This window comes from Bacillus sp. EU55 (assembly GCF_038005925.1).
Classification (GTDB): Bacteria; Bacillota; Bacilli; order Bacillales; family Bacillaceae; genus Bacillus; species Bacillus velezensis.
In genome coordinates this window covers 2,368,691-2,388,674 of the sequence record NZ_JBBOUE010000001.1, presented here as the reverse complement: position 1 = coordinate 2,388,674, position 19,984 = coordinate 2,368,691, and the positions used below count along the sequence as shown (strand labels likewise).

At 37.1% G+C, this 19,984-nt stretch carries 23 protein-coding genes and 4 pseudogenes; 20 read left to right on the top strand and 7 right to left on the bottom strand.

Features of this window, described 5'->3' with window-relative positions:
• Positions 1 to 65: 65 nt before the first annotated feature.
• The 3 genes from NYE50_RS12155 to NYE50_RS12145 all read left to right on the top strand — a co-directional run bounded on the left by NYE50_RS12155 (position 66) and on the right by NYE50_RS12145 (position 2,053).
• Positions 66 to 647, top strand: a complete 582-nt coding sequence (locus NYE50_RS12155; RefSeq protein ID WP_025649778.1) for an SCO family protein — start codon at positions 66 to 68, stop codon at positions 645 to 647.
• Between the two features lie 77 nt (positions 648 to 724).
• Positions 725 to 1,480 carry an SGNH/GDSL hydrolase family protein gene (locus tag NYE50_RS12150; protein WP_007409534.1) on the top strand — a complete coding sequence of 252 codons (756 nt, stop codon included), beginning with the start codon at positions 725 to 727 and terminating at the stop codon, positions 1,478 to 1,480.
• Positions 1,481 to 1,489: 9 nt separating this feature from the next.
• Positions 1,490 to 2,053 (top strand): YpmS family protein, encoded by a 564-nt coding sequence (locus NYE50_RS12145; protein ID WP_017417998.1) that lies wholly within the window; start codon positions 1,490 to 1,492, stop codon positions 2,051 to 2,053.
• 50 nt (positions 2,054 to 2,103) lie between these two features.
• On the opposite strand, the gene NYE50_RS12140 is transcribed toward NYE50_RS12145, so the two are convergent.
• Complete coding sequence (locus tag NYE50_RS12140) at positions 2,104 to 2,529, bottom strand: MarR family transcriptional regulator (RefSeq protein WP_003153639.1); 426 nt, start codon at positions 2,527 to 2,529, stop codon at positions 2,104 to 2,106.
• Between the two features lie 128 nt (positions 2,530 to 2,657).
• Here NYE50_RS12140 and msrA point away from each other — a divergent pair, with 128 nt between their 5' ends.
• Complete coding sequence (gene msrA / locus NYE50_RS12135; RefSeq protein WP_003153641.1) at positions 2,658 to 3,191, top strand: peptide-methionine (S)-S-oxide reductase MsrA; 534 nt, start codon at positions 2,658 to 2,660, stop codon at positions 3,189 to 3,191.
• Position 3,192: 1 nt separating this feature from the next.
• Complete coding sequence (gene msrB / locus NYE50_RS12130) at positions 3,193 to 3,627, top strand: peptide-methionine (R)-S-oxide reductase MsrB (RefSeq protein WP_007409536.1); 435 nt, start codon at positions 3,193 to 3,195, stop codon at positions 3,625 to 3,627.
• Between the two features lie 40 nt (positions 3,628 to 3,667).
• Here msrB and NYE50_RS12125 read toward each other — a convergent pair.
• Positions 3,668 to 4,288 (bottom strand): annotated as a pseudogene (locus NYE50_RS12125) (polysaccharide biosynthesis protein); the annotation flags it as partial.
• A pseudogene (locus NYE50_RS12120) lies at positions 4,264 to 5,948 on the bottom strand (recombinase family protein). The pseudogenes NYE50_RS12120 and NYE50_RS12125, both read right to left, overlap by 25 nt.
• Positions 5,949 to 6,677: 729 nt before the next feature.
• Here NYE50_RS12120 and NYE50_RS12115 point away from each other — a divergent pair.
• Positions 6,678 to 7,310: a hypothetical protein gene (locus NYE50_RS12115; RefSeq protein ID WP_050569603.1), complete on the top strand. Its 633-nt coding sequence runs from the start codon at positions 6,678 to 6,680 to the stop codon at positions 7,308 to 7,310.
• 23 nt (positions 7,311 to 7,333) lie between these two features.
• Positions 7,334 to 7,654: a hypothetical protein gene (locus NYE50_RS12110; protein ID WP_021493967.1), complete on the top strand. Its 321-nt coding sequence runs from the start codon at positions 7,334 to 7,336 to the stop codon at positions 7,652 to 7,654.
• A gap of 134 nt (positions 7,655 to 7,788) precedes the next feature.
• Here NYE50_RS12110 and NYE50_RS12105 read toward each other — a convergent pair whose 3' ends face one another.
• Positions 7,789 to 8,754, bottom strand: coding sequence for a thermonuclease family protein (locus NYE50_RS12105; protein ID WP_224988093.1), 966 nt, complete (start codon positions 8,752 to 8,754; stop codon positions 7,789 to 7,791).
• A 260-nt stretch (positions 8,755 to 9,014) separates the two neighbouring features.
• Between NYE50_RS12105 and NYE50_RS12100 the strand changes: the two are divergent.
• The 5 genes and pseudogenes from NYE50_RS12100 to NYE50_RS12080 all read left to right on the top strand — a co-directional run bounded on the left by NYE50_RS12100 (position 9,015) and on the right by NYE50_RS12080 (position 12,928).
• Positions 9,015 to 9,448: pseudogene (locus tag NYE50_RS12100) on the top strand (SMI1/KNR4 family protein).
• 36 nt (positions 9,449 to 9,484) lie between these two features.
• Positions 9,485 to 11,248 carry a T7SS effector LXG polymorphic toxin gene (locus NYE50_RS12095; RefSeq protein ID WP_159354283.1) on the top strand — a complete coding sequence of 588 codons (1,764 nt, stop codon included), beginning with the start codon at positions 9,485 to 9,487 and terminating at the stop codon, positions 11,246 to 11,248.
• Positions 11,249 to 11,263: 15 nt separating this feature from the next.
• Positions 11,264 to 11,725, top strand: a complete 462-nt coding sequence (locus NYE50_RS12090; RefSeq protein ID WP_021493964.1) for an SMI1/KNR4 family protein — start codon at positions 11,264 to 11,266, stop codon at positions 11,723 to 11,725.
• A gap of 92 nt (positions 11,726 to 11,817) precedes the next feature.
• Entirely contained in the window at positions 11,818 to 12,276 is a 459-nt protein-coding gene (locus NYE50_RS12085) for a YrhA family protein (protein WP_109567022.1), read from the top strand.
• A gap of 55 nt (positions 12,277 to 12,331) precedes the next feature.
• Entirely contained in the window at positions 12,332 to 12,928 is a 597-nt protein-coding gene (locus NYE50_RS12080) for an SMI1/KNR4 family protein (RefSeq protein ID WP_103526828.1), read from the top strand.
• An 82-nt stretch (positions 12,929 to 13,010) separates the two neighbouring features.
• Here the strand turns inward: NYE50_RS12080 and NYE50_RS12075 are convergent, their stop codons facing one another.
• Positions 13,011 to 13,256: a hypothetical protein gene (locus NYE50_RS12075; RefSeq protein ID WP_021493961.1), complete on the bottom strand. Its 246-nt coding sequence runs from the start codon at positions 13,254 to 13,256 to the stop codon at positions 13,011 to 13,013.
• Between the two features lie 91 nt (positions 13,257 to 13,347).
• Entirely contained in the window at positions 13,348 to 14,070 is a 723-nt protein-coding gene (locus tag NYE50_RS12070) for an SMI1/KNR4 family protein (protein ID WP_263633366.1), read from the bottom strand.
• Positions 14,071 to 14,340: 270 nt separating this feature from the next.
• Here NYE50_RS12070 and NYE50_RS12065 point away from each other — a divergent pair, with 270 nt between their 5' ends.
• The 4 genes from NYE50_RS12065 to NYE50_RS12050 all read left to right on the top strand — a co-directional run bounded on the left by NYE50_RS12065 (position 14,341) and on the right by NYE50_RS12050 (position 16,414).
• Positions 14,341 to 14,778, top strand: a complete 438-nt coding sequence (locus NYE50_RS12065; RefSeq protein ID WP_021493959.1) for a hypothetical protein — start codon at positions 14,341 to 14,343, stop codon at positions 14,776 to 14,778.
• A gap of 93 nt (positions 14,779 to 14,871) precedes the next feature.
• Positions 14,872 to 15,075 carry a helix-turn-helix domain-containing protein gene (locus NYE50_RS12060; RefSeq protein WP_159354281.1) on the top strand — a complete coding sequence of 68 codons (204 nt, stop codon included), beginning with the start codon at positions 14,872 to 14,874 and terminating at the stop codon, positions 15,073 to 15,075.
• 115 nt (positions 15,076 to 15,190) lie between these two features.
• Complete coding sequence (locus NYE50_RS12055; protein ID WP_223204381.1) at positions 15,191 to 15,484, top strand: hypothetical protein; 294 nt, start codon at positions 15,191 to 15,193, stop codon at positions 15,482 to 15,484.
• Between the two features lie 705 nt (positions 15,485 to 16,189).
• Positions 16,190 to 16,414: a hypothetical protein gene (locus NYE50_RS12050; protein ID WP_021493955.1), complete on the top strand. Its 225-nt coding sequence runs from the start codon at positions 16,190 to 16,192 to the stop codon at positions 16,412 to 16,414.
• 10 nt (positions 16,415 to 16,424) lie between these two features.
• On the opposite strand, the pseudogene NYE50_RS12045 reads toward NYE50_RS12050, so the two are convergent.
• Positions 16,425 to 16,606, bottom strand: a pseudogene (locus NYE50_RS12045) (hypothetical protein).
• Positions 16,607 to 16,675: 69 nt separating this feature from the next.
• Between NYE50_RS12045 and NYE50_RS12040 the strand changes: the two are divergent.
• From NYE50_RS12040 to NYE50_RS12020, 4 genes are all read left to right on the top strand, one after another.
• Positions 16,676 to 16,927: a hypothetical protein gene (locus NYE50_RS12040; RefSeq protein WP_021493954.1), complete on the top strand. Its 252-nt coding sequence runs from the start codon at positions 16,676 to 16,678 to the stop codon at positions 16,925 to 16,927.
• 394 nt (positions 16,928 to 17,321) lie between these two features.
• Entirely contained in the window at positions 17,322 to 18,101 is a 780-nt protein-coding gene (locus tag NYE50_RS12030; protein ID WP_209387361.1) for a DUF4236 domain-containing protein, read from the top strand.
• Between the two features lie 49 nt (positions 18,102 to 18,150).
• Entirely contained in the window at positions 18,151 to 18,381 is a 231-nt protein-coding gene (locus tag NYE50_RS12025; RefSeq protein WP_172869527.1) for an AlbA family DNA-binding domain-containing protein, read from the top strand.
• A 54-nt stretch (positions 18,382 to 18,435) separates the two neighbouring features.
• Entirely contained in the window at positions 18,436 to 18,963 is a 528-nt protein-coding gene (locus NYE50_RS12020) for a hypothetical protein (RefSeq protein ID WP_095272798.1), read from the top strand.
• Positions 18,964 to 19,984: the final 1,021 nt, after the last annotated feature.

Here is a 19,984-nt window from a genome sequence, read left to right as displayed (position 1 = left end):
AGGGAGGGTGCGGGAATTTTTTTATGATGAATGCTGTAAGCGTTTTATCCATGGGAGGAATGGAAATGAAAAAAATGAAAATCTTCGCTGCCGTCTTTTGTTTGCTGCTCTTGTGCGCCTGCGGGGGAAAAACGATAAAAGACCCGCTGAACTATCAGATTGAACCGTTTTCATATCAAAACCAAGACGGAAAAACAGTGTCACTGAAAAGCCTGAAGGGGCATGTCTGGATTGCCGATTTTATGTTTACAAACTGTAATTCAGTCTGTCCGCCGATGACGGCTCACATGACCGAACTGCAAAAAAAACTGAAGGCTGAGAACCTGGACGTGCGGATTGTGTCGTTCAGTGTAGATCCTGAAAATGATACGCCGAAACAGCTGAAAGCATTTGCTTCCAAATATCCGCTTTCGCTTCGTAACTGGGATTTTCTGACCGGTTACAGCCAAAAGGACATTGAAGATTTTGCGCTGAACAGCTTTAAATCAATCGTCAAAAAGCCGGAGGGGGAGGACCAGGTCATACATAAAACCTCTTTTTATTTAGTCGGACCTGACGGGAAGGTGCTTAAAGATTATGACGGTGTGCAGAAAGTTCCGTATGATGATATCCTGTCAGATGTCAAAGCGGCTGAGGAGCTCAAGTAAACTGGCAGATTAGACATTTTCAAATCTGAAAAAACATGTTACACTTTCCACTAGTAGACGGGGAAGGAGCAACCAGATTGAAGCTGCGAATGTTCTCATTGATCGCCGGACTGGCTTTGCTTTTATCAGCTTGTTCTGTCCAGCGCACCGGTTCTGACACTGAAGAACCGAAAACGAAAGATCATATTGTCATAGCTGCGGTCGGTGATTCATTGACTGAAGGAGTAGGAGATCCTGACGGTTCAGGATACGTCGGCAGGGCAGCGGAGTCTCTTAAGAAAAAGGGACATGTGAAAACGGTAGATATTAAAAATTATGCGGTGCAGGGGGACAAAACGTCGGACCTGCTGGAAAAGCTTGATAATAAAAAAGTTCAGAAATCATTAAAGAGCGCCGACTATATCTTTTTTACCATCGGCGGCAATGACTTAATGAAGGTGCTCCGCCAGAATATGATGCAGCTGACGGTTCAGCCGTTCCAAAAGGAAGAGAAACCTTTTGAAAAACGATTCAAGGCGATCGTTTCAAAAATCCGCAAATATAATGAAAACGCAGAGCTGGTGTATGTCAGCATGTATAACCCGTTCACGTTTACGCTGCCTGAATTAAAAGAAATTAATGGGGTTGTAACGGATTGGAACAAGATCGCCGCAAAAGAGCTGGAAAAAGATCCCCACGCCGCCGCGGTGAATGTTGAAGACTTGTTCAGTCAAAAAAGCGGCAGCAGACGGATTTCAAAGGATGATGATTTTCATCCGAACGCAAAAGGGTATGCACTTATCGCCGATCGATTGTACGGCATCATTGAAAAACAAGGGTTACCAGCAGAATAGGGTGAAATGATGAAAAAGTGGAAATCGCTGTTTTTTGTTCTTCTCGCACTCAATGTGATTGCCGCCGCGGTAATTGTGACATTATTGGTTATGCCGGGAGAGCAGGCGAAAATACAAGATCAGACAAAAAGTGAGTACGGCTTTCATATCACGAGCTCGAAAGAATCTCTTGCCAGGTTTGTGAATGCGTACTTAAAAGAGAAGGCATCGAATCAGCTTGACTACAAAGTGGACATCAATAACGATGTGCACGTGGCAGGTAAAATCAAAGCATTCTCAACCTCCATTAACGCGGTCGTCACTTTTGAACCGTCCGTACAGGAGAACGGAGATGTGATTTTGAAAGTGACGAAATTTTCATTAGGCGAATTAAGTCTGCCGATCAGCTTTGTGCTGAATTATATGGACAGCTTTTATGAACTCCCGTCATTTGTGCACGTTCATTCCGGGGATAAAAGCATCGAGATCCGTCTGTCGGAAATGCCTTTAGACAACGGCATGTATGTAAAAGCGGATAAAATCAATCTCGACACGGATGAAATTGAATTTTCCTATTATCATCCGAAACAATAAGTTTTCATAAAAAAAACACAGATCCTTTCATGGATTTGTGTTTTTTCGTGTCAGCGTTTTTTGTCTAGCTTGCTGAACAGTTTGATTAACGTTGCAAGCTCTTCATCAGAGTAGCAGTCAAACCGTTTAAAAAAGTATTCTGTTTTTTTCTGGTTGAAATGATCGACAATTTTCTCCCCGGCTTCCGTAATATGGATTCTGATAATTCGCCTGTCCTCTTTAGAACGGATGCGGGTGATCCATTCCTTTTCTACTAAAGCGTCGGTCACTGCGGTAATGTGGCTTGCGGAGACCTCAAGAATAGGGGCGAATTCCGTTACTTTTTTAGGCCCTTGTTCACTGAGAATCCGCAAAATGGTGAATTCGTTCCTGGACAGCTCTTTATCTAGAATTTCATTAACTTCATTTCTGATTTGTTTAAACACTTTTCGAAGCAAAGCTTCCATATCATACATCATTTGTGTCCTTACTTTCAAATCATGAACCTCCAATATGTAGTCAGCGTGGCATTCGTTCAGCTTCCCCTGAAAGCAGAATTATTTTTATTCTGTTTATACATGCTATAATATAATAATACCACGTATGAACAAAGGAGGGCACCCGTATGTCAGAAAAAAAAGAAATCGCCACATTTGCAGGCGGCTGTTTTTGGTGCATGGTGAAGCCGTTTGACGAACAGCCCGGAATTGAAAAGGTGGTGTCCGGCTATACAGGAGGCCATACTGAGAATCCGACTTACGAAGAAGTGTGCAGTGAAACGACCGGACACAGAGAAGCCGTTCAAATCACATTCCAACCTGACATTTATCCGTATGAAAAGCTTGTCGAGCTGTTTTGGCAGCAGATCGACCCGACTGATGCAGGCGGCCAGTTTGCAGACCGCGGAAGTTCATATCGGGCGGCGATATATTACCATAACGATGAACAAAAACAAATCGCTGAAGCCTCAAAAAAACAGCTTGAAGAAAGCGGCATATTTAAAAAGCCGATCGTGACAGACATTTTAAAGGCTGAGCCTTTTTATGAAGCGGAAGGCTATCATCAGCACTTTTATAAGAAAAATCCTGATCATTACGGGCGCTACCGTGTAGGTTCCGGACGTCAAGGCTTTCTGGATGAGCATTGGAGGGACAGATAAGATGGCTTTTAATAAAGAAGAAAAAATCAAATCATTAAACCGCATGCAATATGAAGTCACGCAAAATAACGGAACGGAGCCGCCGTTTCAAAATGAATTCTGGGATCACAAAGAAGAGGGGCTGTATGTTGATATCGTATCGGGAAAGCCCTTGTTTACTTCTCTGGATAAATTTGATTCTCATTGCGGCTGGCCCAGTTTTACAAAACCGATTGAGGAAGAAGAGGTTGACGAAAAACTGGACACAAGCCACGGGATGATCCGGACGGAAGTGAGAAGCAAAACAGCTGATTCCCACTTAGGCCACGTATTTAATGACGGTCCGGGGCCAAGCGGTCTCCGTTATTGCATTAACTCTGCGGCACTCCGGTTTATTCCGAAAGACAAGCTGAAGGAAGAGGGCTATGAAGCCTGTCTGCATTTATTTGAAAAATAGAGCTCAGCAATGAGGCCTGCCTATCAGACAGGCCTTTTTTCTATGTTTTTTTTTCTTCATGTAATCGTTCAATAATCTTTACGATTGTGTCTTTTGTGATGAGCGGCGCCTGATCGGATTGATATCTGGGGAGATTGACCTTCCGAAATTCCGGATGTTTGGCGGGTTCCGGCAGTATTGCGTAAAGATTGCCCCATTCATATAAAGATTCCGTCTCATGACGAGAGGTCAGTTCTTCATGAAGCTTCTCACCGGGGCGTTTTCCCACTTCAACAGCGGCGGGGCGCGGCAATCCGTGCCGGAACGCATATTCTTCAAACCCGTGAAGCAGTTCTTCGAGCCTCAGGGACTCCATTTTAAAAATAAACGTTTCTCCGCCCTTTGTGATCGCCGCAGATTGCAGGGTGAGCGTTGCAGCGTCATCAATCGACATAAAAAACCTCGTCATGTTTTTATCCGTAATGGTGAGCGGGCCGCCTGCCATCAACTGCTCAAATAAAATAGGAATAACGGAACCGCGTGAACCGAGCACATTGCCGAAGCGGACCGAACAAAACACCGTACCGCGGTTTTGAACATGATGATTTGCCTGATGAAACAGCTTCTCGGACAACAATTTCGTAGCTCCCATTGTGTTTACCGGGGAAACGGCTTTATCGGTTTTTTAAGATATTTACTGTATTTTGAGGGACTATCAGTGACGGTGAGGTCGAAAACGAAAAATTAAACCTCAGGATAGGGGTGATTTCAAACTGAGCCGGATTTGGCCCTTTTCTTTTTTGTGTCATAGTAACGATAACATCTTTAAAGACCATTCTTAATAGCGCGTTCTTTTTCTCTGTGCTTGATTCAATGTGATATTGATCAATTATCTTATTTATGTTGTTTCTGACTGTATTACTGTCTATTTCTGATTTCGCTTCTTGAGTTCCATTGAGCTCATGCTTGGCAATCTGGAGTTCTTTAAATTCTTCATCTAAAACAGCTTTTCTTTTCAAAAAAAGTTCATCAGTGTAAATGCCGCTCTCATATTTCTCGAAGATAAAATTCTCTTTGTTTTTTAACTCTTGTTCTTTTTGTGAAAGATGTTCAGACATTTGCTTCTTTGTTTTCACATTACTATTTACGTCTTCGTATTTAGAAATCATTGAAATGATATGTTTTGTTAAAGTCTTATTATCTAAGTTGCTTAAAGAAGAGAGGTAATCCAAAATGGCATTTTCAACATCGTTATATCTCACATAAGTGCATTTATTCTTTTTGCAAGTGAGTGATTTAACGTGATACACACTTTCCGTGCCGTTTTTGTTTTCTCGCGTTCTCCTAGTTTCGTATTTAGATAATGGTTCACCGCACTTAGAACAAGTGCATACGCCTGCCAATTCACTTAATTCCAATGCATTTTTATTAGGCAGCAGGGGGACTTTGTTTGCAATTTTCTCTTGTGATTGTTGAAATTGTTCTTGATCTATTATAGGGACATGTGCATCCGATACTACAATTTGTTCCTTTTCAGGTCTAATTGTTCGTTTACCGTCTTTTGTTTTTTCTCTAACCTTATATTTAACAGTTCCGATATACGCTTCGTTTTGCAGAATTGCTTTAATTGTGTATTGATTCCAGCGCTTTTTTCCTGATGGAGTCGGTATTTGTAATTTTGTTAAGTGAGAAGCAATCGCTGTATAACTATAATCTTTTCCATTCAACCCATTTAAAAAGATGTTAAAGATGAGTTGAACGACTTTTGCTTTTTCTTCGACTGGGACTAGTTTGGATGTTTTTTTGTTTAACCGGTATCCATAAGGCGCTAGTCCGGAAATCCATTTCCCTTGTGCCGCATATGTGTATTTAGCGCCTGTCATACGCTCTCTGGTCATTTCAAATTCTTCTCTGGCCATAAACAATTCAAAACGAATTTGACGCATGTCTGCAGGATTTCGAGGGTCATAAACTTTATATGGTGTAATGATAATCAATCGCTTGCTTTGAAGAAGGTTAACAATTTGTCCCGCATCGCTGTAGCTCCCGCGGCTGAGTCTTGTTATTTCTTTAACAGCAATTGCCTGGTACTTGCCTTCCTCGAGGTCTTTAAGACATTCTTTAAAAACAGGGCGGCCCTCAATGCTTTCTCCTGACCCGATTTCCATTTTTAATTCATAGGGGATTTCAATCGACTTCAGTATTTTATTCATGAGTTCATTTTGTTCTGTTAGCGTATCTTCGCCTGTTCTTTTTTCCCGCTCCATATCCTGACGAGAGCGTCTGAGATAACCCAAAATATTTGTAATGTTGTAAGAATGAACGATGTTTTTTAACTCCAAAAAAACAGCACCTCCTCTTTATTGTATTTACTGTAAAAACAGAAGTATTCATACAATATTCTGTCTGACATTGAATACGAAAATAACGTAATATATTGTAAGGATTGTATTGTTTGAATATTTATTCCAATCGTATTCATTTTTTAATTAAACGCCGTCTGTAATTAACAGGGTTTTTATTTTGTTCATGTAATCCTCATATGGCAGCGCTTATGAGCAACTATAACTTGAACACTAAATAAAATAATGGTTTTATCCATAAACAAAGAACTTAAAACGGTGGGGGAAATATCAAAGGAACTTAATATCCCAGACTGGGGTATTCTGAATCTATTTAAGGCAAAAAAAGTGGACAAGCTTTCTTACTCTGAATTGTCAAAGAGGAGGAGAGCAAAAGACTTTGATCTGCTATACGATCTGATTTCAACAAAAAAATGAGCCTAAAGAAATTGGCCGGAAATATAATTATTCGCCTCCCTATATCCGTCAAGTTTTTAAGGATCAAAGAATTGAGCACTTGGCGTTTAAAAATCAGAATAAGAATTAAAGAAATTAACGGATACGTTAATTCTAAAAACATCTAAGACTGTTTTTGAGAACAGTCTTTTTTGTGTAGTAAAAATATCTTAAATTGTGAATGAATATTTGATCACCGTAGTGATTTCTGAACAGTTTCAAATGTAGGGCTGCCTTACCTTTTTTAAACGAATATAATAAAAACAGGAAAAAATGTTAGTATTTTATGGTATTGTGGTCAATGTGTTGAACAATAAAATTAGGGATAAAGGAGAGTTCAAATTGAAAAGTCTATTTGCTAAAATTCTTTTGATGTTGCTTGCAGCCGTTATAGCCATCCCTACTGTTGGAGCTTCGGCCTCAGAAGTGCAAAAAGCGAGTGTTTCTAAACAGGACGTGCAATTTACTTATAATCCTACCGAGCTTCAAAAACTAGCTAAAGAATACTCAGTCCCGTCAGTAAAAGAAAAAGGCATTTTAGATGCTGCTGAAGAATTAAAAGGTCTCGAAAATGGTAACTCACAAGATCAAATGAGTACTATGGGAGCTAAAAGCGCCGCAGCTAAAGAAGCGATTAAGGTTATTAGAGGACTAGCGAATAATGCTTGGGCAAAAGACATTTTAGGTACAATGTTTGGAAAGTCCACGGTAAACAAGATTATTAAAAACACAAACAAAATTTGTAAGGTTCTCGAAGATATAACCGGGGCTCCTAAAGAGGTTGCTGCTATGGCAAGAAAACAAATTCCACCAGCTATTAAAGGTGCAGTTGGCGCAGGAGTTGCTGAAACAATTGGCATGGCAGTAGAATATATCATCCTTGCTGCAGATTATCTTGTTCTTTAAATACTAAAATTAAAGGTGATAACATGACTGGAAATCGTTTTGTAGACTGGTGTAACGAAAATAACCTAAATTCTGAAGACGAAACTTTTCTCGTCCAGTTGTCAGGTGCATTTTGTAATTATGAAAATGATAAAGCGAAAGAAATGAATAAACAACTATTCATTAACCGATACGGTGAAGAGCTTGGAATTAGCTCCATTAAAGGAGATAATCGATCAGAATATGAAGAAATTATTCGTACTTATGAAAAGAATAATTACAAACAGAACGAAATTAATATAGATGAACTGCTGCAGGCATTATTTGAGACAGAGATGATGTTATCTTTAAAAGAAAAGTTTTGATAAAATCCTAATTGATGTATCATAGGGGTTTAATCAGCCACTATAGGCCACAGAGTCCCTCACACGCTCTGTGGTTTTTTGTTTAGATGAATGTATTCGAATAAAAAAAGAAGCCTCAGAGGGCTTCAAAATAATTAATTCTTCTCACATGCAAAGTTGTCATTATCCCGATCCATTTTAGATGTATAAGCAGGGTGAGTGCTTGGTACGCCATGCGGATATTTCTTTCTCAGCTCTGTGCAGTTTCCAAAGTGTTCTGTTCCTCCAGCAGAAGGGGAGGCTTGTGCAGAGTTAGAAGAGCTGCTTGATGCTGAACTGCTTGAGTTCGATTTATGTGTCTCGGATTGGTGTGTTGCAACTGACTTTTGAGCCGGCTTAGATACACTTACTGATTTCTTCGGTTTCGTTACGCAGCCATTAAATCCTTTATCGGTCGCATATCCATGCTTACTCCAAATCTTCAAGTCTTTATCTTTCGCAACTTGCTCATCTTTCTTATATGTGTCTAAATACTTCGTGTTTGGCTCATATACATAAGCTACTCGTGCTAATCCTTCTTTAAGCAGTGTTTCTTGTACTGATTTTCCATCTGCATAAACGTAAGCCAGCATTCTGCCATACTTGTCTGTACGATCTCCTTTATCAAACTCCAGTTGAAGTTTTCCCTTGTTAACCAGCTGTTTGTTTCTTGCTGAAGCATCCTCACCATATGGTTTTACGCAAGAGTTTGGCTTCTTAGTTTTAGGCGTGTCAACAAGTAAATAACGAACAGTTTTGACTTCGCCTTTATAGTTAACTTTAATTGTATTCCCATCAACTGTTCTGTTAAGTGTTACATCGACCAGCTTTTTCTTTTTGTCAGACGCCTTTTTATCCGACGAATCCTTCTTTGAAGCATTTTCGGCTTTTTCATTGTTGTCATTATTGCTTTTGTCGTTTGATTGAGTGTCTGCCTTTGTCTCTTTTGCATCCTTTTCTTCTTGCTGCGTTGTTTTAGATTTATCTGAATCTGTTTTATCTGTAGAAGCAGAATCAGATCCACACGCAGCCAAAGAAAAGCTTAGAGATAATGCGCCAATACCTAACAGCCATTTCTTCAATGTAATTCCCCCAATTTGTTTGTTCTGTCTCTATATCGAACAAACCTTCCTAATTATAAATATAAAACCAAATATTGTAAATTAGGTTTCTCATTTTAAGACACTCAAATACAGTTTTGTGGTAGAATTTAGCGGTCTAAACATTAGAGGAGGGTTTTTATATGGCAGAAGGGAAGTTAATTCACATGACTCTTAATGGAATAAAGGATGCTGTTTCTAAATACGGAACTTTTCCTATGTTCCAACATGGGGGACATGTCATGGAAGATGCTGCTTTTCAATTCAGAGATCCGGCCAGTCCTCAAGAAATTAACAGTTTAGAAAAAAGCTAGGGGTAACTTTGCCTAATGATTATAAAGAGTTCCTATTCAGTCACAATGGAATGGAAATGTTTAATGGTGTTGAACTTCTCAGCACTGAAGGGATAATTGAATTTAATGAAGTTCAAGACTTCCCTAAGGAATATGTCCTAATTGGGTATCATTATGCTGGCAGGTATGTTGTTGACACAAACAAATCAAATAAGGGATTAGGATATATGATGTATCTAGATTCAATTGATGACATTGAAGATGCGGTATATTTAGACTCTAACTTTGAGATATGGTTTGACATGTTGGTAGCATCAAATGGAACTAAATACTGGGAAGTGAAGCCGGAAATTCAAGGGTATTATAAATATGTCTCAGAATAGAAAGTTTAGATAAGATCAAGTGGAAAGGAGACGTAAATGAAAGTATTTGAAGCAGCCTCGTTCATTTCAGCCGCAGAAAAGCGGGCAAAAGAATATGATCAGATTAGAGAACAATTTATCAATCTCAGAAAAGCGTTTCAGGGAATGGCTGACTTAGACGACAGTGAGTTTTCAGGCAAAGGCGCAGAAAATATTAAAGCATTCTTTCAAGATCACGCCGGTGTCACAGACAGCTGGCTTGATCTGATCGATATGAAAATTGCTTTTCTTAACAGTATTTCTGGAAAAGTAGCTGTTGCCGGATTGGCCGATTCGTTTGTGGAAGAGTCTTTTTTAGAACACGAGCTGATTCATGCGAAAAATAAATCAAAAGCCATCATGCAGGAGCAACGGAATGAACTGAGGGATATTCTTAATGAGATAAGCGATATCATTCATCTTGATGTTTTCTCTACAGAAGATGTCGATCAAAAGCTGGATTCAGCAGACAAAAAACGGGATGAGACCATACATAAGCTCGGAAAGCTTGATCATGATCTAACGAAAGAATACGCAGAAACCGAGGCAAATGAACAGTTCATCCAAGCTGACTTCCAGCAGCTCCAAAACGCTACAGGCAAAGGAAAAAGCGCCACGCCGCTTCACTACAACGCCAAAGCGTATCGCGAAAGCGACATCCATAAGAAAAAAGGCGAGATTGAAAAACGTACTGAAGCTTATTTGACGATTAAGAAGAAGGAAGAAAAAGAGCGAGAGATTGAAAAACTGAAAGAAAGACTAAAGAATTATGATTATGCAGATGCCGATGAATTCTATTCAATGGCCAAAACAATTGGGTATGAAAATCTGACAGCAGAACAACAAAGATATTTCACACAGATTGAAAACACACGTGAGCTAATGGCTGGAGCCAAAGGTACTGTTACAGCTCTTTATGATATGACAGCTGAAACATTAGACTATATGGCACACAATCATCCTGTCGACATGGTTATTAATTCTGCAGTTGCAGTTTATCACTATGATTCCACGCTTAAGTCAATTAAAGATGCAATAATAACCTCCTATGTTAGAGACGTAAAGAACGGAGACGCAGAATCAACGGCTCATTGGATTACATGTGCAGCAGTCAACATCTTCGCTTTAAAAGGTGCTGGTTCAGTTGCTAAAATAGGAGTGAAAACAGCCGGAAAAGCTGCAGTCAAAAAAGTGTCTAAAAAACTTGATGAAACTCCTGATCCACTAACAGCAATTAAACTGTTTGTCATGCGAGAAGATGTTGTTGTAGCAGGTGGTGTGCCGTATAATGTCATCAATGGTGTGAGCGCAAAAGACAGGCTGCTTCAGCTTGCTAAAAAATTAGATGAAACAAGAAAGCCATTTACTGGTCAGAAAGTAAATGTCCCTTGGTTAAATAAAGAAAAGTATGGTGCTTATGAGGTTAAGGGCAAGGTGAAAGTAAAAGGAAATATCAAAGATGTAAGCCGAAGAGTTTATACAATGAAAGATATCGATATTAATCAAAAAGATCGTAAAGGTCGAACAAATCTTGAATTAATGAAAGACGGTAAGGCACCTCAAGCCAAAGACGGCACAAAAATCAATTTGCACCATTTAATTCAGGAGGAACCTGGAAATATGGTTGAAATTCCAAACAGTTTACACACAAAATATAGTGAGGTCATACATAAACTTAAAACTGATGGAGAGAGTTTTAGAAATAATCCAGAATTGAAAGTTCAATATGAATATTTTAGAGCGAGATATTGGAAATGGAGAGCCACTCAATATTCAGAGTAAAAGAGGTTGGGAAAAATGGAACTATACACGCAAGTGGAACAGTTTTTAAATGATAATGCAAAAGAAAGAGATTTCACAGGAGGAATTGGAGAAGACAAAATATCTAAAATAGAACAAGATCTTAAAGTGAAACTTCCGGAGAGCTATAAATGGTTTCTGCGGAACTATGGTTCTGGGGGAGTTTATGGAATTGATATTCTAGGTTATGATTTTGGAGGCCCATCAGTTGTTGAATATACCAACGAGTATCAAGAACACTATAACTTAACCGAAGGTCTTGTTGTAATAGAGGATGTTGATTACTTTGCATATTGTCTAGATACCAACAAGATGAAAAATAAAGAATGTCCTGTATTTACGTGGGATAGAGTAATTGGTTACCAAGAAGTCGTTTCGGATAATTTCATTGAATTTTTCTTTGATAAGCTCCAAAGAATGAAAGAAAACTGGGAAGAAGATGAAGACTGGGACGATTAAGCAAAAGTAATGCAATTGATGATTAATTTCTTGCTAAGGGACTTTTCTTCGATTACGAGTTTGGCGTAGTAATAAAAATTAGGAGCAGTTTTATGTGGGTAAATTTATTAGAGAAAACTCGAAAAACTGAAGCAAAGTATGGAGATGAATTGAATTCTCCTGTTACAGACAAAGAATTAAGCAATTTTAATGAAGTAGTATTAGGCAAGTTCCCTATAAATGAAATTCCTTCAGGATATAAAAAATTTCTTCAAACCGTTAACGGATTAGATTTTAATGGCTTGGTAATCTATGGGCTGGATAAAGTATTTTTAGAAGAAGAAAATGATGAAGAAGTTTATGGTTTTATTGAAACAAATGAACAATGGCACGAAAATGACGAACCGAAAAAATACCTGTTTTTTGGTGATTCAGATACAGCTTGGTATTGCTTGGATGTGATTGAGAATGAATATTTGGAGCTTGATAAACCCTCTGGAACGTTGATGAACAAATTTGATGATTTTAACACCATGCTAGCTGATGCATTGAAAGTTAGCTTAGACAACTAAACAAAAGTATTGCAATTGTTCATTGCTAAAGATGTGCAATGCGGAGGGGGTTAATATGAGCTTCACTAAGATCAAACAAAAGTTGAAAGAGTTTTCAATTGATGCAAAAACAGATCCCAGCATTAATACAAATGAACAACTCAAAGAGATTGAAATGAACATAGGCGATCAATTACCTTTAGATTATAAGGACTTTTTGAAGAAATATGGAGGCTGTTATTTAGAAAGTAAAAAAACAACAGATGAAGTTGAGTACGACGTTTGCTACAAACCTATAGAGAAAGATCCTTGGATGGGTAAGGACGATGATACACAATTGTTAGAGAATTTTTATGGTTTAGCAAACGATCATAACAGTCTTCAGAAAGCAATCGATACATATTCTGATCGTTTTCCTAGAAATATTATTCCTATCGCAAGCTCCGCAGGCGGGAATGAAATCTGCATGGATATCGATAATGAAAAGATATTGTTTTGGGATCATGAATTAAGTCACCCCGATAAAGACTTTTTCCTTATTGCCAACTCTTTTGAAGAGTTTATCCTAAGATTAGTAGATGAACCAATTGAAACTGATGATAATGACAGTGATGTGGAAATTGAGATTTTAGACAATGACTTTGGAAAATTGCTCTTTGGTAAGGACAACTAAATCTTATTTTTTTTAAAAGCCCCTTAAATAAAAGTAATGCAAAGGTGTGGATATGAGTATTGATATGTTAATCAAAAAAATTTCAAACGGGGGCATTAGCTAAATCCGAATAATAAGGATCTTCTATTACATCTGAATAGTCTTCATAGTTTTTTTCTTCATAGCCAGCTTCATCATCTGAAATATCAGCAGTGGGGGTATGTACCATGTCTGGACTATGATTTTCTTTGCTGTTTGTTGTGTGTGCTTCTGCAAAGTTAGGAAGAACGAATGAGGTAAATAGAAGCAGTGGCAGAACAAGACTCATAATTCTTGTTAAATTTTTCATATCTCTCCTCTTTCCGTTAGTATTTTCTTCAATTAACATCTAAATATATTTTTAGGAAGAAACAAACAGAAAGGGGGTAAAAAGTAAAAAATTAAAGAAAATCTTTGATTTGTGTCAAAATATTGTCCACATCTTCATTCTTTTGTTCGCTTAAGTTGGCTATAATTTCTTCAATACGGTTTTTAAAAATTGTTGTTTTAATATGGTTATCATACGTTGTAGCTATTGTCATTAGCAAATCTGCTAGCTCAAAAGCTTGTTCTTCGTTTAAGATATATGATGACTCTTTAATCTGATTTATGACCCATTCTAGGTCATTTGTGTCTTTTATGGGGTAGTATGCCACCTTATAAATATCCAAAGGGTTCTTTTCTTTTAATATTGTTGCAACCTCTTTACTTGTTATTGACTCAGAATTACTCAATGAGGCATTTTGAATTTCTGAGCCTTCATTGTTAGCTATTTCAGTGTCCATATCGTAATGATGCGTATACAGTTTTGACAAAAATTCATCAAACGATTTTGCTAATTTGAAATCCTGATCAATCTCCACATCGAAGTAGTGAATTGAAGGGTTTGAGTTTGTTTCTCGATAATCCATTGCTACCCAAGTATGTCCGTCTCCATGGATAAGGAGCACATTTTCAGGTAAATCCCATTCCTTTATTAGGTATGAACTGTCTAGTATCCCTGGGTCTTCACCTAGCCCTAGTAGGTAATCAAACTCAATGTGATCTTCTGCCCATGAATTTTGAACAGTTGTGGGGAATGCATTATAATTTATCATCCCTCCATTTTGTTCAAGTATAAGCATCTTGTACGACTCAGGTAGAATGATATTTAACCTGTTCCGGTATGTTTGATCATCTCTTCAGTTACACTATCAAGTTTATAAGGATCTTCCTCAGTTGCTTCCCAAAAATTACGCACTGTTTTTCCTCCTTAAAAGCAATACCGCAGTATAGTTCGCATAGCTATATATGTTTTTCGACATTAAAGTAGATATACCTGTAATATTGCGAAAAAATTATAATGGGAAACCACCTCCCGATGTAGTATTATTTGGAATAAGGGGGAGAGGAAAATGAAAAAGTTAATCGTTCTGACCTTAATTTGTATTGGTTTTATATTGAGTTTTAACACACCAAGTGCTGAGGCGAAGCTTACATTAGACTACAAAAACGTGAATTTTCACATGAGTGAGGATTCAGAGAGTTTTTCAATGGCAGATTATTTTGATCGGACTTATGATCGCACTTGGCTCTTCTACAAATTCACAATTAGCAATGCTGAGGGGTGTACTCTAAATATGAAAATCAGTAGGATAACTCTTGCTGGCTGGGTATTCCCACGTAGTGAAAAGCAGTTTGTAGGGAACTATGCCGACTATACTGCTGCAGATCGAGTAGAGGGAGATGCAAATCGTAATCATGTGTTAGAGATTACAAAGAATCCAGGCTGCGGAGATGTGTGGATTAAAGGTATTTATGGATTTGAACATGAAGATTCATTTGATTGGTAAGATTAATACATAGTCAAGGTATATCCTTGACCTTTTTTATGCATATGGTGATAATTTAAAGTGATCATACATAATGAATGTGGGGTAGTTAAATTGATTAAATCAAATTTAAAGCCGATATTAGACGAAAAGAATATCAGTATTCGAAAGCTGTCCAATGATATTGATCATGGTTTTAACACAGTCAGGAAGCTGTATCATGACGAAATGGAGCGGTACCCAAGGGATCTGTTGGACAAAGTCTGTACATATTTAGACATTGAGCTGCATGAGCTGTTGATTTACAAAAAAGAATAAAAAGATATTGATCACTTAAAATGATCATGGTATACTAAAGTTACAACAAAAGTAAATACTTACAAATTTTCTAGGTCTACATAAAATCATTTTTTTAACGACTACGAGGGATAAGATGAACAATAAAGCGCTTATTAAAAAAAATATTGTTGAAAGTATATTTTTTGCTTTTGATGAATCTGGGACAAGAATGGGAGACGCATGCGTTTACACCTCTTATCTAACAAAGGATTTATTAAAAGACAAATATAATATTAATGCAAAATTAAAAGCAGGATCAGTTAGAATTCCATCATTACAAGTTCATTACAAGTGGAATCCTCCATTTGAATTCCATATGTGGGCATTTCTATACGGCGAGATAATAGACATCGCAGCCTCTAAGATAACAGAAAGAGAAAAATTTTAAAAAATTAAAAAATCTAAAAAACTTTCAAACTTTAAACAAATTCCGGTTATTTGGCAAGCGTATCCCAGCGATGGAAAAACCTATACTGCTGTAAAGAACGGTGTAGAATTAATAGAGTCTCCAGTTAATGAAACGGCATATAAAGAGTTATACCGATATGCAAGTGAGTTTATTGATCAACGACATAGTTAATGGAGATAAATTATGACCTGGGACTTGCTTTATTGTTTTTTCAAGCACTATAACAATTAACTCAGCTTTTTTGTATAGCGATGTATGCGGTGTTTTTCCATTATTGTTTTCCCTCTAGAATAGCTTTTGCATATGTGTCCACGAAAAGAAAAACATGGATCGAGTAGTGTATTTTATTTAAATCATGAATTTGATAATGTTCACGGTAAGTATTAAGACAGATGTTCCAAAGAAGATATATCCATAGCTCTTTTGCTTCTTTGAAAGTAATTCCAACCCGACTATGATAAAAAGAACTGCAACTAATACCTGAAGAGAAAATAACAGGATTCCACTTTGATTAAACAGGGAATACACGGCTAGTAGTAATGCCATAAATGAAATGAAAATTTTTGAAGCCTTTAACATGAAAACACATCCTTAGGTAATTTGATTAACCTTAACACCTTACGGACTTTTTTTGGAGAGGCGTATGTATCAAGAACAAAGAAGTATTTTTGGAGGGGAGTGTACATGATTAAGGTTTACACAATAGGTCATGAGATACCAGAAAAGATTAAGTCCTACATCACTGAATGGAATTATTGGTCTTGGATTTCTGCATCAAATAGTGAAAAGGGCAATAAAAGTGCAAAGCGGCTTATTGAAAAGATTGAATCGGATCCAGACAAAATTGCGGAATATAAAACTGAAGACGGAATTGAAGTATATGTAAGCTACATGAATCCAGTGAAATAAAAAAGAGCATTTAGATACTCTTCTTCATACCACACCTACGACACTCGTGTAAAAATACACCACTCTTCACTGAACTCTTGAATAAAGTATAATCACAGTTGTCACAGCGTCTTATTTAACATCGGGGTACTCCTTATAATCATATACAACTGTTACATCGTAGCCATTAGTCTCAAAATCTTTCTCTTTCATTTATTTCACCTACACAAAGTATTTAACACTACTATAATACCAGACGATGTATATAAGGAGGGCTTTAATTTGATTGGAATAGCATATTTCTTAATACTCTGGCTTGGTGTTGGCTTTCTAACGGGATTTAAGGCCTTATTTGTTGATCAGGTTTATGATGAAGAGTTTAAGCAGGAACTGATTGATTCATTTCCACCAGGTATGGAGCAAAATATGATTGAACTGTTCTTTAAGAATAAAATAAATATCATGGTGTTTTACATATTGATTGGATTGCTGCCACTGGCCATAAAAATTGCTGGTCTTTTGAAGAGGAGTTAGCTATGCCGGTTATAGATAACTTTTTTGTTATTCAATTTGAAAATGATGATTACTTCAAGTCATTTAAATTAGAAGGCAGTGGTTATATAGTATCTAAGGGGATCATGTCGCTTCTAAGTTTACTACAATGTCAGAAGCTTTAGTGATATCAAACGAGCTACATACAGAGTTTAAAGCCACTTCCGCCATAAGACAAATTGAAGTTATTACTAGGTGAGGAGTGTCCCGGTGTAATGGGCCGCAATCCTGAAAGACCTTTATCAGCAGCGATTTGAGTATGTTGAATGGAAGAGACTTTAACCAGATATAAGGAGATGACAGATGGAAAAAATATTCAAATGATGATAGAGTAAGGCATAGGAAAAATTAACTAACCAAAAGTGAGGGGTATACAATGGGGTTTAAATTTAGAAAAAGTGTCAAAATTGCTCCAGGAGTTAAACTGAACATTAACTCAAAAAGTGTCGGCATCAGTGCCGGTGTTAAAGGGGCACGTATATCAACAAACACTAAAGGTAGAACCACAACCACTGTAGGAATTCCAGGTACGGGTATTTCTTATAGTAATACCGTGAATTCTAAAAGGTCTAAAAATAAAACAATATCTTCAGATCAGGCAAGAGTTCAAGCTACTTCATTCCCAAACCCTATTCAGGAAGTCTATAGTTCCTTGAGTAAAAAATATAAAAAACCATCTAAAGATCTTCAAAAAATATTTAGTCATGCAGCCAATCGAATAAATCAAGATCAAATAGTGACTTTCGTTAGAGGGAATCTAAATGGTTTCATGGGAAATGCCGGCGTTCTTTTTGCAATGCCAGATAGGTTATTGCATTATGGTGATAAATATGCAAAGTACGAGATTGTGGAATTTGATTATAATCTGATTGATCATGTAAAAGTTAAAAGTGGGCTAACGGGTTATAAACTAATCTTTGATTATGCCGGGAAAGAAATTTCAGTTTCAACAATTGATGAAGGAAGCATTGACGAAATTTTCGCATATATCCAAGAAAAGATAGCAGAGCAATCAAATCAAAATATGAATGATGTGTCTTTTTCAAGCTCGAATGTCCCTGAACAAATTAGACAATTTGCTGAGCTTAGGGATCAAGGAATAATAACCGAAGAAGAGTTCGCGAAGAAAAAAGAGCAACTGCTTGATATTAACTAATGAATTTTTAAGTGAACTTAGACTTTAAAGTAAAGTAGGTATATATTCAATGGATGAAATAAAGCAAATAGGCTACCAAGATTTTTTTGATGTAATAAAAAACGAAAAATTTGATGTGGGTTCATTTAAAGAGTTTGTCAATTCCTTATACGGGGAGACAAATTTTCTTGATTATAAGGAGAAGATAATTGAAGAATTTAAATTAGCAAAGCTTCTCCTTGCAATGGCGAATTCAGGTGGAGGAATGATTGTTTTTGGTATTGAAGATAAAGAATATTAGCCAGTTGGGCTACAATTAGATGACAACTTTGATAAAACAGTTTTTGAGAAGAAATTGAGGAATTATGTACCTGATGAGCTTAAGTTTTTTTCTCAACTTTTAAAATACTCCGACGAAGATGTTTACGGTGATTTGAAAGGAAAAGCTTTTTTGGTTGTATACATTCCAAAGCAATTGAGATACATTCCATTCTTAGCAAAGAAAGAAACAACAGGAATCAAAGTAAACAGAATTTATGTAAGAAGAAACACGTCTGTTGAAGAGGCAAACAGCCATGAAATAGAGGAAATGGTCAAAAAACGAGTTCATAGTACGTATCACGATCTTTCATCGTTAACTTTGAATGAGCATATAGAACAATTGAGATGTTTATATGGGAATATTAATAAATATAACAACAAAAGTTATGCTTTTACATCTCTCGCACAAACATTTGCAGCACAGCTTTACACTAATAGAAAAAATCCACATTATCCGGCTGAATCTTTTGATAAGTTTATAGCAACAATGATTGATAAAAAGAAAAGAAGAATTGAAGGTATTTTGGAAGTAGCAGAGCAATTAAATTTTTGGAGAAATTAGTACAAAAAATTGAGGGGACAAGAGAGTGCCGTAGTCTTGACTCCTTAAAATACGAATTTAATTAGAGGGATCTGAATTTTTCTTAGGGGAGAAGACTTATGGATTTACTTAATTTACATTATATCTACAATTATAGGAGCTGCTGGGTTCATAAGTTTAGCAACTACGTTTACAATTTAGAAGGGTATAACGAGAAAGGATAGAAAAAGATGGTCTCTTTCTTTGTTGAAAAGCCTTATCAAGAAGGGGATATTGTACGTGTGCCGAGGAGCCATGACGTACTGGAGAACCTGAAGCTATTAAATCCGATAAAACTGCCAGAAAAGATCAAAGACCGATTTAATCTAGAGAATTAACAACGACCTGTATTAAAGGAATGATGAAATTGAACAAAGAGAATATCAATCGGAACTTTATTCCGATCAGGTCAAAGGTCGGAACACTCTTCCGAATCTAGTGCGCTGCTGTCCACTCTATATATTGTATATAGTGTATCTCCTTAGAGCAAACGAACAAATTGCCTTTTGGATCAAAACAGACATTTCCTTTTGCTGGGTGAAGAATCGTTCAGTCTACAAAAATGCAGAGTGAGACCAAGGTGAGCGATACCTAAATTTTCGAAGTCGCGTTTTTCGAACTAACTCAATTTGATTTTAGTCAATGAAACGGTTCTTTTGCATACCCTCAGGTGAAGGTATGTTGATTTGTAACACTACTTTAATTATGTCGGCAATGATGGAGTCTTGTTTTGTTACTCCATAACTAATTGTTCAGCGGGTCTTTTCGTGTACCATGGAGTCACACAAACATTTTAAACTACTTAGAAACAACAAATATCAATCAGAAAACTAAATCCCATGAAGTTTGATATGACAAGGGTTTGGGCAATTATTTAGGATTGTTAAAGATTAGTCAGAATACGTGTCTCGTCCTTAACAGGGTAGAGGTCTCTGGTTCGAGCCCAGTCGGAATCATCCATGGCGATTAGAGGCGTTATATCAACGTTTCTAGCCGTTTTTTA